Source organism: Acinetobacter sp. SFD, from assembly GCF_001647575.1.
Lineage (GTDB): Bacteria > Pseudomonadota > Gammaproteobacteria > Pseudomonadales > Moraxellaceae > Acinetobacter > Acinetobacter pecorum.
On the sequence record NZ_LSZJ01000011.1, the window covers coordinates 77864 to 91097 of the forward strand.

The window sequence follows — 13234 nt, forward strand, 5'->3', positions numbered from 1 at the left end:
AACCCGCAAGATTGATCTTGCGGGTTTTTGGCTAACTTGAATGAGTCAAATTAGAATAAACGGTTCATACCATTCAGCGTTGCCACACGATAAGCTTCCGCCATAGTCGGATAGTTAAAGGTAGTTTCTACAAAGTACTTGATGGTATTGTTCGGGCTGTTCATGACTGCCTGACCAATGTGGATAATCTCAGATGCATTGTTACCGAAACAATGAACACCCAAAACTTCCAGCGTTTCACGATGGAACAGAATCTTCAATTCACCCACAGTATCACCGGTAATCTGTGCACGTGCCAGGTGACGGAACGATGCCTGACCGACTTCATATGGAATTTTCTCTTCAGTCAGTTGCTGTTCATTCTTACCAATCGAAGAAATTTCAGGAATGGTATAAATCCCGGTTGGAATATCAGTGACCGGAGCAACGTCTTTCTCGCCACTCATGTTTGCACCCGCGCAACGACCTTGGTCATAGGCAGCAGAAGCCAGAGATGGCCAGCCAATCACATCACCAGCAGCATAGATATTTTCAACGTCAGTCTGATATTGATCATTTACAGTCAATTGACCACGACTGTTCGGTTTCAGGCCGACATTTTCCAGACCCAAGCCATCGGTATTGCCTGAGCGGCCGTTACACCACAAAATTGCATCTGCTTTAATTTTCTTGCCACTCTGAGTATGCAGAACCACATATTCATCAGACGTTTCAAGATAATCAATCTGTTCGTTATGACGGATCAAAACACCCTGTTCACGCAAGTGATAAGACAATGCATCAGAAATTTCATCATCTAGGTAACTGAGCAGTTTCGGCTGTGTATTGATCAGGTCAACTTTATGCCCCAGACCAATAAAGATCGATGCATATTCGCAACCAATGACACCTGCACCATAAATAATGATTTTTTGGATTGTATAATCCAGATCCAGAATTTTGTCTGAATCAAATACACGCGGGTGATTAAAATCGAGAATTTCAGGACGGTAAGGACGAGAACCGGTCGCGATCACTAACTGTTTAAACTGAATCGTTTCCTTGATGCCATCCGGGGTAAATACAAAAATGGTATTTTCATCCTGAATGTAGGCACGGCCATGGAAAATATCAATTTTATTACGGTCGTAAAAACGCGAGTGTGTTTCAACCTGCTGTTGAATCACTTTATGTGCATTACGAAGCACCTGCTTCATGGTGAACTGTTTCCATTCACCTACTTTTTGAAACATTGGATCACGTTGATAACGAATGATGCTCGATACCGTCTGACGCAATGCTTTACTTGGAATCGTACCAACGTGGGTACAGTTACCACCTAGCTGTTCACGCATATCAACGATTGCAACACGCTTACCTGATTTGGCAAGTTTCATTGCCGCGCCTTCGCCCGCAGGGCCCGAACCTAGAACTACCGCATCATATTTAACGAAAGTCCCACTAACGACCTCTTTTTTACGTGGCATTCAACGCTCCTCAAAATTAAAAAATTTACTTTAATCTACCTGCTTATTATGACGTAAATCCTGTTGATTTGGTGTATTTAACTCACATATATTACTTGATAAGAACATTTATTAAATGAATAGTCCTTTTTGCCCCATTTGTAGCTAAGTCCGTTATAATAACTCGGCTATCTTTGAGTATCTCCCCCTTCAAAAACAGTGGAAAAGTTGAATATGTCTGAAAACCGTAAACCTGAACAGGGCGTCAAACTTCGCGGTGCGGAAAAAGTTGCCCGCATTCCTGTAAAAGTTGTTCCTACGGTTGAAACGCCACGCAAACCGGACTGGATTCGCGTCAAAATGGCGGCACCGGAAGAAGTTCAACGCATTAAAACCACATTACGTCAGCAAAAATTACACACGGTGTGCGAAGAAGCCGCGTGTCCAAACCTGCCTGAATGTTTTGGTGGCGGTACTGCTACCTTTATGATTATGGGGGACATCTGTACCCGTCGCTGTCCGTTCTGTGATGTGGCTCATGGCCGTCCAAATGCACTCGATGCAGATGAACCGCGTCATATGGCTGAAACCATTGCCAATCTGGGTTTGAAATATGCAGTAATTACTTCAGTAGACCGTGATGATCTGCTGGATGGCGGTGCTCAGCATTTTGTAGATTGTATTAAAGAAGCACGTGCCTTAAGCCCGAATACCCTGCTGGAAATTCTAGTGCCAGACTTCCGTGGCCGTATGGATATCGCGCTACGCATCATGACTGAGTGTCCGCCTGATGTGTTTAACCATAATATCGAAACAGTGCCACGTCTGTATAAAGCCATGCGTCCAGGTTCTGACTATCAGCACTCTTTAAACCTGCTGAAAATGTTTAAGGAATACTGCCCAGACATTCCAACCAAATGTGGATTAATGGTAGGAATTGGTGAAACCGAAGAAGAAGTGCTTGCCCTGCTTGATGATCTGCATACGCATGGCGTGGACTATGTAACCATTGGTCAGTATTTGCAGCCTTCCAAGGAACATGCAGCGATTGACCGCTTCGTGACACCTGAAGAATTCGAACGTTATACTGAACATGGTCAAAAACTGGGCTTCCGCAATATCTGGGCAGCGCCAATGGTTCGTTCAAGCTATTTTGCCGATCGTCAATACTATGGCGAACCTGTACCAGCAGTGCGTCGCAAGGTTGACCCTGCCAAGAAAATTGCAGTTCAGACAATTGAAGCTTAATCGGTTTAAATAGATGAAATAAAAGCCCTCTCAAGTAGAGGGCTTTTTAATATCTATAATTAAAATTTTACTCAGCGTTAAGCTGATTTTTCTATATTAGACAAAGATTAAGTCATTACTTATCTTCACATTTCTTTGCGCGTTCTCACTTGAAGAATGAGCATTTTTCAAACAATCTCAAAAACAGATAAACAACTTAACTTATTCGTTGTAATACTTGAAAAGATCATTTTCACACCTGCACTGCTGAAGCTATCTAAACCTCAAGTGACAAAAATGAATGAATTGTAATAATCAAATATCCATGAGGGATCTTGGCAAAGCCAGCCTGGTATAAATCTGGAGAAATATAACAATGCTATTTATATTTGCTGTACTACTGCTATTACTCAGTTTATGGGCTGTGTTCTATTTTCAGCTCTCGCGTAGTGCGGGTGCAATCACGCTAATTATTATGTCAGTAGTGTGTGCCTTTATTAGCCCGTGGTCACTTATTCTCGGTATCCCACTCATCCTGATTAGCCTTGTAGTAATGATCGAACCTTTGCGCATGTCGTTTATTTCCAAACCGGCCTATAAAGCACTGGCCAATGCTATGCCGAGCATTAGTCCGACAGAACGCGAAGCACTGGATTCCGGAACCAGTTGGTGGGAAAAAGAGCTGTTCATGGGTGCACCGAATTGGGAAACCTTTAACAACTATCCTTATCCAAAGCTGTCGCTAGAAGAACAGGCATTTCTGGACAATGAAGTTGAAATCTTGTGCAGCATGCTGGATGAATGGGAAATTCATGAGCAAAAAGCGCTGCCTGAGCACATCTGGCAATACATCAAAGACCATGGTTTTCTGGGTCTGATTATTCCCAAAGAATACGGTGGTCGCGCCTTCAGCTCCTTTGCCCAAAGCCGGGTGATGAGCAAGATTTCCTCCCGCTCGCTCACCACAGCCGTGAGTTGCATGGTGCCAAACTCTCTTGGTCCGGGTGAGTTATTGTTGCATTACGGTACTGAAGAACAGAAAAACCGTTATTTGCCAGGTCTGGCGCGCGGTGAAGAAATTCCCTGTTTTGGTCTGACCAGCCCGGAGGCCGGTTCGGATGCCGGTGCGATTCCTGATACCGGTGTAGTCTGCTATGGTCAGTTTGAAGGCCAGGAAGTTCTGGGCTTGAGAATGAATTTTTCCAAACGCTGGATTACGTTAGCCCCAATTGCAACAGTCGTAGGCCTGGCCTTTAAAATGTATGACCCTGATCATCTCCTGGGTGAACAGACTGAATACGGCATTACCTGTGCCCTGCTCCCTGCCAGTCATGAAGGCGTAATAGTGGGACCACGGCATAATCCGGGACCACCCTTCATGAATGGTACGGTTGAAGGTAAAGATGTCTTTATTCCACTGGACTGGATTATTGGTGGCGTCAAAAATGCCGGTAAAGGATGGCGCATGCTGATGGAATGTCTGGCGGTCGGTCGTGGCATTTCCCTACCAGCGCTGTCTACGTCTACGGCAGAAATGACTTATTTAAATGTGGGTGCTTTCTCTCGTATCCGTCAGCAATTCAAAATTTCAGTCGGTAAATTTGAAGGGGTACAGGAAGCTAATAGTGAAATCGCCAGTGATACCTATATGTTGGAAGCCTTCCGCTATCTGGTCACCTGTGGTCTGAATCAGGGCGGTAAACCTGCCGTAATGACGGCGATTGCCAAATACTATGCGACAGAAGGCATGCGTAAAGTGGTCAATCACGGTATGGATGTGGTCGGTGGCCGCGCCATTCAGATGGGTCCGCGTAATTTTCTGGCACCTTACTATCAGGCAATTCCAGTCTCCATTACCGTTGAAGGTGCCAATATTCTCAGTCGTTCCCTGATGATTTTCGGTCAGGGTTCAATGCGTTGCCATCCTTATCTTTATGAAGAATTACAGCTTTTGCAGGCTGAAGATCGAGCTGCCGCTTTAAACCCTTTCGATGATCTGCTTTTTAAACATTTGGGATACACCTTTAACCGGACTGCCCGCTCTTTTGCCTATGCCTTTACAGGTGGCTCCAGTGCAGCACCGCAAAGTGCGGTTGACTTTACCCGTCCTTATTACAAAGTGATTAACCGGCTGAGTGCCAACTTTGCCCTGACCGCAGATATGTGTCTAGGATTACTCGCGGGTGATATCAAACGTAAGGAAATGCTTTCGGGTCGTCTGGCCGACATTCATGCTCACCTGTTTATTGCATCAGCAATTCTCAAGTTTTTTGAGCATAGTAAAAAGACTGAAGATGAGCGTTTACATGCACAGCTTGCGGTAGAAAAGTCTCTGTATACAGCACAAGAAGCTTTTTTTGATCTGTTTGCCAACTTTCCATCAGGTGCAGCAGCAGGTATGGTAAAACTGTTATGTTTCCCATTTGGCCGTCCGGTACAGAAACCATCAGACCAGCTGAAACAACAAGTAGCGAACAGTATGATGGAAGACAATGCATTCCGGCAGTCACTCAAAAAACATGTCTACTATAATATCAATGAAAATGATGTCACTGGCCGTATGGAATCAACTTTCAATCTGCTACTGGAGATTGAAAAGCTCTGGGATCGCTTTAAAAAAGCTGAAAATAAAGGACAATTTAAAGGACTTAGTTTTGCTGAGCATGTAGCCGATGCACATCAACAAGGCTTTATTAATGATCAGGAAGCAGAAAAACTGCTGCACTATAATGCGCGCCGTTATGACAGCATGTTGACCGATGTATTCGATTTGCACTTGAATGAGGTATTAGAGCTTGAGAATCCGTATCTCATCAAGGAAGATGCCAAAGGAACGGATACTTCAGTGCAAACTGATCCTTCACACTCAGTATCACCTTAAATAAAACTTAGATTTAAGGTGTCATAAATTCCAGAGTGAAGTCATTTTATTGCTTTACTCTGGAAGCTTTACAAGTGGCTTTTCTGCCACTTTTTTACGACTATGGCACGATAGTATTTTAGCTTAAAAGCGTTAAGCTAAAGCAATAATAAAATTGAGGATAAAGCATGTCACAACAAGATTATGAAAATGGCTTGAAAGTCCGTACCGAAGTAATGGGGGAAAGTTTTGTGCAGCGTGCTCAGGAAAATACCGTGCCTTTTACCCAGCCTCTACAGGACTGGATTAATGAACATGCCTGGGGTTCGACCTGGCAACGTGAAGGTGTTTTACCACGTAAATATCGTTCTTTAATTACCATTGCCTTCCTAACCGCGCAAAAAAGTCCCACTGAACTGAAAGGCCATGTGCGAGGTGCGCTGAATAATGGCGCAACGGTTGAGGAAATTCAGGAAGTGCTGCTGCATAGTCTGCCTTACTGCGGTGCACCGGCGACTCAGGAAGCATTTCGTGCGGCCCTTGAGGTGATTCAGGAATATGAAGCGAATCCAGAGAAATAAATATCAGTGTATTAGAGCTCTTTCATAAATAATTCTTAATGATTAAAAATTATTAAGGAAATTCCCTCTCCTATGAGGAGAGGTTCTTTATAAAAAATCTCTCATCCTCTTGCAGAGCATGCTCCTCACCCCTAAGGGAGAAGGAATATTAAATATTAATGGACAATCTTTTTCTGATTTATAAAAGAAATCTATTTATTTAAATTGCTCAAATATGAGTTAAGTTCAAAACTGCTTAGGCTATTTAAAGTAATGATCAATAAGAAAGCCGAGAGTTGTTAAATTCCCGGCTTTTCATATTTTTGATAGTAAATCTGTTGTTATGGATTTAATTCAAAATTAATAGGTTCTCTATGAATAGTAATTTATAAGAAAGACTTTAACCCCTTAATTCAATTTGCGTACGTTGTTCCAATCCTTGTACCGCAGCGGAAAAATCCAGCTGGCTGGCCTGAGGTCTGGCAATCTGCTGAAACTGTTCTTGCACCAATGACATAATTGATAAATCCAGTTGCTGTTGCTGCACCAGTTCCAAAGCAATACCAATATCTTTCTGCAATAAATCCAGCGCAAAGGTTTTATGAAACTCACGGCTCAGTACACGCTGCGCCATGATATTTTCCGACATGCTACTTTTACCACTGGAATGATTAATACAGTTCAAGGCACTGCTTAAATCAACTCCCTGCCCTTTCAGTACAATTAAGCCTTCAGCCAGTGCCCATAAATGCGTAGCCATCAAAGTATTGTTAATAGCTTTCACTGCAAAACCGGAACCACTTTCTCCCACATATTCAATCAACCCAGCAAAAGCAGCAATGACCAGTTTGGCTTGCGCAAAAGCAGATTCACTTCCTCCCACCATCACGGTTAAAGTACCTTTTTCAGCGCCAATGGTCTGACCGGATACTGGAGCATCCAGATAATAACTTCCCTGCTGCTCCAATCGTTGTGCCAGTTTTTGGGCCGATTCTGGTACACCGCTAGTACAGTCAATCCAGATTGCACCTGGCTTGGGTGGATGTGCAGCGATTAGATTTTCGACATCCTGACTGGTGGGTAAGCAGGAAAAGATAAAGTCGGCTTGAACCGCCTGCTCAATACTGACAGCCTGAGTGGCGAAAAGTGTGGCATGCTCTACAGCTTTCTGTTCAGACCGGTTCCAGACCCAAACCGGGTGTCCGAGTTTTGGCAAATGGGAAGCCATATGCCAGCCCATTGCGCCAAGTCCTAAAAATGCAATTGTATGACTCAAAAGATACTCCTTATATTTAAGCAACCGGTTTTACTTCAATGTCCGTTGCGGTTGATGCAGATACAGGCGATTCTTTATCTTCCCCACGATTCAGGAACAGATTGAGTAAAATCGCAGCCAGAGTCGCAGTGCCAATCCCACCTAAATCAAAGCTACCAATCTGCAAGCTATAATTACCTGTACCCATAATCAGACACACTGCGCCAATGATCATTGTGCTGTTCTTGGTAAAGTCAATACGGTTATCTATCCAGATTTTAGCACCTGCAACCGTAATCAGACCGAATACTACAATCGAGGCACCGCCAAGCAAGGCCACAGGAATCGTACTGATCACCGCACCAAATTTCGGTGAAAGCCCGAGCAAGATAGCGAATATCCCGGCAAAGACAAACACAGTGGTTGTATACACTTTGGTCACTGCCATAACACCGATATTTTCAGCATAGGTGGTCATTCCCGTACCTCCCACAGAAGCGGATAAGGAAGTACAAACACCATCTGCAAAGAAACCGCGTCCCATATACGGCGACAGATTTTTACCGGTCATTGCAGATACTGCCTTAAAGTGTCCCAAATTTTCTGCCACCAGAATAATGGCCACCGGTGCAATCATCAGCATGGCATTCATTTCAAAGACTGGACTCTGGAAAGTCGGCAGACCAAACCATGCCGCTTCGCTGACTTTATTGAAATCAATTGCAGGCCCGAAGCCCATCACATTGGTGAAAAGAAAATAAAGTAGATAGGAAGACAATAAGCCGAGTAACAGCAGCAGACGGCGCACCATTCCGCGGGTAAACACGGCAATCACACTGATACAGAGAATGGTGACCAATGCCATCCAGGAATCAAACTGGTTAGCAGATACACTTTTGATCGCGACCGGTGCAAGATGCAGACCGATAATCATCACGATGACGCCCGTAACCACGGGTGGCATCAGCTTTTCAATCCAGGCTGTGCCAGTTTTCATGACCAGCAAACCAATCAAGGCATAAACAATACCGCAGGCAATGGTTCCGCCAAGTGCGAGCGCAATATTGGAATTCGCACCTACTCCTGAATAGCCGGTAACCGCTACCACGGCACCAATAAATGCAAAACTCGACCCCAGATAACTCGGCAACCGGCCGCCAGTGATCAAGAAAAATAAAATGGTGCCAATCCCGGTAATAAAAATTGTGAGATTGGGATCAAACCCCATTAAAAGTGGCGCTAGTACGGTTGCCCCAAACATCGCAAACACATGCTGTAACCCGAGAATAATACTTTTCCCAGCGGGCAGATATTCGTCTGTTTGCACTGGTGTTGAATCGATATTGCCTTGGTAAGGCTTAAATTTTGGAAACCACGATTCTTTTTCTTGCATGGGCTTCCCCTCCTTGATTAGGACTGAATTGATTTAGCACATTTTGTGTGGCTCACAGTAAGAACGGTTAAAGTACATCAGCGCATTGCCTTGACGCTGGCACATGGCTTTCACTTCACAGAACAGCACGTCATGACTGCCTACAGATACTTGCTGCACCACCTCACAGTCAAAACTGACCAAGGCATCCTCAAGTACAGGTGACTGGGTCAGCAACGTTTTCCAGTTCCCCTGACTGAAACGCTCTGCCATAGGTGTTTTTCCACCAAACAGATTGGATAAATGCTGCTGATGTGATGCTAAGGTATTCACACACAACACCTGATTATTTTTAAAAGTTTCATAAACTGATGCTGAACGGTTCAGACAGACCAGCAAAGTCGGCGGCGTATCAGTCACACTACACACGGCGGATGCGGTAAAGCCAGCCAAACCTGCCTCACCTTCTGTCGTAATCACGTTCACCGCAGCCCCCAGATTGGACATACCCTGACGGAAAATCTGCTGATCGACCTGGGTAAACATTTCAGCTGCGTTTTCAGTCTTTACCACCTTATTTAGTGCACTGTTATCTGCAACTGCTTCTGCAATGATTTTAGACAATTTGGCATTCATGCTGTTCTCCTTCGCCCCAAGTCAGTTTTCAGTGACAGACTTAGGGCTGATATAGATGAAATTGAATCAGGTGGTTCGGCTTATACATGGGCAATCGAAGCAATTTCGACCAGTGCATCCGGTTTTACCAAGCCAGTCTGTACGCAATAGCGTGCCGGTTTATCTCCCGGGAAATACTCTGCATAAACGGCATTAATCGCCGCATAATCTGCCCAGTCTTTGACAAATACATGATTGAAAGTCACGTCATCCATGCTGCCACCGGCTTCTTCAATGACACGTTTGATGGTTTCCAAAATATGACGGGTCTGGGCTGCCGCATCACCGACATGCACAACGTTATTATTTTCATCAAAAGCCAGCGTGCCTGACACATAGACAATATTGTCAGCCTTGGTTGCCGGTACAAACGGCGCTAACGGTTTTGAAGTTCCTGCTGGAATAATGACTTCTTTAGGCATACTGTTTTCCTTAATCTTGATATTTAACTTCTTAAGCGCTTTGAGCTAATTCAGTTTCTTTAAGTTATTCACTTTCTTTTTGAAAGTTATCGACAAAATTTGCGGTATCCGACACCCAGCCAAAGAAGGTCTTGATGTTGTACAGGCTGGCTTCGTGGGCTTCGACTGGACCGGCCTGATGGCAGGCATCCGCCAGCGCCACGCCGAAATATTCCAGAAAGAAACCATCACGCAGCGTCGACTCCACGCAGACATTGGTGGCAATTCCGACAAAAACCAGGTTACGGATACCACGGACACGCAACATGCTGTCCAGTGCGGTATTAAAGAAACCGCTATAGCGAGGTTTTTCAATGACCAGATCTTGTGGCAGTGGCTGTAACTCATCAATCAGTTCAAAGTCCCAGCCCCCTTTGGCCAGTAATTGCCCATGTAATTCGGGACATTTGCGCATGGTCTTTAAAGCATTGGATTTATGGAAATTCGGAGAATCCGTACCACCTGCTTCCTTATATTCTGCATCCCAGCCATTTTTAAAATAGATGACCTGAATACCGGCCGCATGCGCTGCATCGACTGCTTTCTTGATGTTTTCGACCACGGGTTTGGTCTTTGAGACATCAAAACCCGCCAGATCCAGATAGCCACCCTGCGAGGTATAAGCATTCTGCATATCAATCACAATCAGGGCAGTCTGTTCTGGTGCCAGATGGATCGATTCAGGTTCCGCCTTGAGCACTTTGCCCGTGCCTAATGCTTCAGTAAAGCCTGCAGATACGATGTGCTCACTCATGCGCTTTTCTCCAAAACGGGTGCTTCACCCTCAATCACAATATGGTCACGGCACTTCATTAATGGCTGGATTTTCTGACCGAAATCTTCCACACCCTGAACGAAATCATCAAAAGTCAGCAGCACACCTTCTGTACCTTTGATTTCGCCAATTTCATCCAACATTCGTGCCACATTTTTATAAGAACCTACCAAGGTTCCCATATTGATATTTACAGGAGATACGCTAGAAGCCATTTGACGGATATTGGTATCTGTACCGGAAGTCGTGTCTTTCCCACCCTGATTCATCAACCAGTTAATCGCTTCCATGTCGGCACCATCGTTATAATGCTGCCATTTAGCCTGAGCTTCTTCATCAGTTTCGGCTGCAATCACCATAAACAGCACATACGTCTGCACATCACGACCAGTAAGGGCGGTTTTCTCTTTTAAGCGATCATTAATTTCTGCATAAGCCGTTGGAGTATTCAGCCCTTTACCAAAAACAAAGTTGTAGTCGGCATATTGCGCAGAAAATTCCAGACCGGCATCAGACTGACCTGCACAGATGATTTTCATATCGGCTTGCGGGCGCGGACTAACACGGCAGTCTTCCATCTGGAAATGCTCACCTTTAAAGTCGGATTTACCTGTTGCCCAAAGCTCACGCAAAATTTGTACATATTCAGACAGATATTCATAGCGTTTGCCAAAATACTCATTGCCTGGCCACATGCCCATCTGGGTGTATTCAGGCGGCTGCCAGCCAGTCACTACATTTAGCCCAAATCGGCCATTAGAAATCGAGTCAATGGTAGATGCCATGCGCGCAACAATTGCAGGTGGCATGACTAGAGTTGCAGCTGTTGCATAAATTTGAATTTTGCTGGTAACAGCAGCAAGGCCGGCCATCAGGGTGAAAGTTTCCAGGTTATGTTCCCAGAATTCAGTCTTGCCACCAAAGCCACGCAACTTGATCATGGAAAGTGCGAAATCGAAACCATAGTGTTCAGCGCGCTGCACAATTTGTTTGTTTAACTCAAAAGTCGGCATATATTGTGGTGCATTTTCAGAGAGTAACCAGCCGTTGTTTCCAATTGGACAAAAGACACCTATTTTCATTTTCACACCTCATTATTTTTTAACACTTATTCAAAATCTTGAATCCACTGCGGGAGTCTCATCTACAATATAAACATTGCAAACCGTGTGCCAACTATATTTATTTATTTTATTTCAATAACTTAATATTTATTTTTTTGAATTTTTAGTAAAATAAATATTTTTAACCATGAATCAATTTCGCTCACTATGTTTCATTCAAGTGCATTTATAAAAATTCATGCGTGTGCAGACCCTGTATAAATTCGCAGTAAAATTCCTGCTCATACCATAAAAATGATTCATTAGAAAAAATAAAAAGTCAGACCCAAGGTCTGACTTAAATAAACAGATTTATTGGCTAAAAATATCAAGCTGATTTTAAAAAATGCAGTATATTTTGGTTGATCAGAGCAGTTTCAGTCACCGTAGAAGCATGTGCTCCCGTTTCGAGCAGGTTAAAGCGGCTATGTGGCAATAACTGCTGCAGTTGTTGTGAACGTTGATATGGCACCAGAAAATCATCCCGATTGGCAATCAGATGTACAGGAACATTTTTGAGTGCCTGCTGATGCACTTCTTCTAGTTGAAAAGCTTGTACCGCCTGTATACGTGCCAAGACATTTTGAATCGGTGGAAAGTCAAGGAGCTGCTTATTTTCTGCTTCGGTTAATGGGTCAATATGTGTTGAGATCCAGTGTGGTGGATATAAAAATAAAGCTTGGGCCTGAACATAGGCTTCTGCCCCACTATTCAGCAATAAAGAAGTCCTTGCCTGAAAACATTTTTGGGTATGTGAGTCCAGTTCTCCCCAGGCATTCAGCATGGTCAGACTCAGCAACCTAAATTTTTTCTCCGCCTGATAGGTTGCGAGCTGCATGCCAATATGCCCACCCAACGCATGTCCAATAAAATGAAACTCACAAATATCCTCATTGATCAATAAATCCAGGATTTGCCGGGCCATATGATCTACGGAATAAGGCGTTGGCAAGAGTTCAGAATCCGAATGACAACCTTCCTGATCATAGGTCACCACATGAAAATCTTGCTGTAAGGCTTTAATTTGAGGATTCCAGAAGCTGGCATGTCCGCCCAAGCCGGAGGAAAGCACTACATAAGGCGCATGTGCCTGTGCTGCAGAGTGAATAAACAAAGACATAAAACTCTCATATTTGAACTATGAGATGAATACAGCAAGATATATGCCTGAATAAGACTATTTTTGAACAGTTGGTAAAATTATAGCCAGTACACATTGAACCTGTAATAGAACTCCTCTACCTCAAAGCGTACGTTATAGCCCAGCTCTGTCAACTCCGCTGAAAGATGGTGGATTTCTTCCAGTGGCAGATGCTTGGGAAAAACTGTCAGTACCGCTGTATTACCCTGTCTGGCATTATCTTCAATCAATTGCGCTAAACGTGGCTTGAACATCTCAATATTTATATTTGCGACATCAGATAATATTTTGGCTTGATCAGCAGTCATAAAACTCATTGTTGTGTACTCTTTTTAATTTTATTCAATGAAATTAAATGAT

Annotated in this window: 12 protein-coding genes; 3 read left to right on the forward strand and 9 right to left on the reverse strand. The window is 43.9% G+C overall.

All coding sequences use genetic code 11. The annotated features are described in order from the left end of the window. Positions 1 to 50: 50 nt before the first annotated feature. Entirely contained in the window at positions 51 to 1466 is a 1416-nt protein-coding gene (gene sthA / locus AY605_RS05815) for a Si-specific NAD(P)(+) transhydrogenase (RefSeq protein ID WP_064095510.1), read from the reverse strand. Positions 1467 to 1679: 213 nt separating this feature from the next. On the opposite strand from sthA, the gene lipA reads away from it, so the two are divergent. The 3 genes from lipA to AY605_RS05830 all read left to right on the forward strand — a co-directional run bounded on the left by lipA (position 1680) and on the right by AY605_RS05830 (position 6113). Beyond that, positions 1680 to 2693, forward strand: a complete 1014-nt coding sequence (gene lipA, locus AY605_RS05820) for a lipoyl synthase (protein ID WP_064095511.1) — start codon at positions 1680 to 1682, stop codon at positions 2691 to 2693. Positions 2694 to 3048: 355 nt separating this feature from the next. Beyond that, positions 3049 to 5553 carry an acyl-CoA dehydrogenase gene (locus AY605_RS05825; RefSeq protein WP_064095512.1) on the forward strand — a complete coding sequence of 835 codons (2505 nt, stop codon included), beginning with the start codon at positions 3049 to 3051 and terminating at the stop codon, positions 5551 to 5553. A gap of 167 nt (positions 5554 to 5720) precedes the next feature. After that, positions 5721 to 6113: a carboxymuconolactone decarboxylase family protein gene (locus AY605_RS05830; protein WP_064095513.1), complete on the forward strand. Its 393-nt coding sequence runs from the start codon at positions 5721 to 5723 to the stop codon at positions 6111 to 6113. 379 nt (positions 6114 to 6492) lie between these two features. Here AY605_RS05830 and AY605_RS05835 read toward each other — a convergent pair whose 3' ends face one another. From AY605_RS05835 to AY605_RS05870, 8 genes are all read right to left on the reverse strand, one after another. Beyond that, entirely contained in the window at positions 6493 to 7368 is an 876-nt protein-coding gene (locus AY605_RS05835; RefSeq protein WP_081406338.1) for an NAD(P)-dependent oxidoreductase, read from the reverse strand. Positions 7369 to 7384: 16 nt separating this feature from the next. Further along, complete coding sequence (gene rutG, locus AY605_RS05840) at positions 7385 to 8740, reverse strand: pyrimidine utilization transport protein G (protein WP_064095515.1); 1356 nt, start codon at positions 8738 to 8740, stop codon at positions 7385 to 7387. Positions 8741 to 8773: 33 nt separating this feature from the next. Beyond that, complete coding sequence (gene rutF / locus AY605_RS05845; protein ID WP_416202338.1) at positions 8774 to 9265, reverse strand: NADH-dependent FMN reductase RutF; 492 nt, start codon at positions 9263 to 9265, stop codon at positions 8774 to 8776. Positions 9266 to 9435: 170 nt separating this feature from the next. Further along, complete coding sequence (gene rutC / locus AY605_RS05850) at positions 9436 to 9816, reverse strand: pyrimidine utilization protein C (RefSeq protein WP_064095517.1); 381 nt, start codon at positions 9814 to 9816, stop codon at positions 9436 to 9438. A 64-nt stretch (positions 9817 to 9880) separates the two neighbouring features. Then, complete coding sequence (gene rutB / locus AY605_RS05855; protein ID WP_064095518.1) at positions 9881 to 10609, reverse strand: pyrimidine utilization protein B; 729 nt, start codon at positions 10607 to 10609, stop codon at positions 9881 to 9883. Further along, on the reverse strand, positions 10606 to 11712 hold the full coding sequence (rutA, locus tag AY605_RS05860) for a pyrimidine utilization protein A (protein ID WP_064095519.1): 1107 nt from the start codon (positions 11710 to 11712) through the stop codon (positions 10606 to 10608). Before rutA ends, rutB begins: the two co-directional genes overlap by 4 nt. Before the next feature lie 349 nt (positions 11713 to 12061). Further along, the gene (gene rutD, locus AY605_RS05865) at positions 12062 to 12853 is read right to left on the reverse strand and encodes a pyrimidine utilization protein D (RefSeq protein ID WP_064095520.1); all 792 of its coding nucleotides are present in this window, start codon (positions 12851 to 12853) and stop codon (positions 12062 to 12064) included. An 80-nt stretch (positions 12854 to 12933) separates the two neighbouring features. Beyond that, positions 12934 to 13191 carry a hypothetical protein gene (locus AY605_RS05870; protein WP_064095521.1) on the reverse strand — a complete coding sequence of 86 codons (258 nt, stop codon included), beginning with the start codon at positions 13189 to 13191 and terminating at the stop codon, positions 12934 to 12936. Positions 13192 to 13234 lie beyond the last annotated feature (43 nt).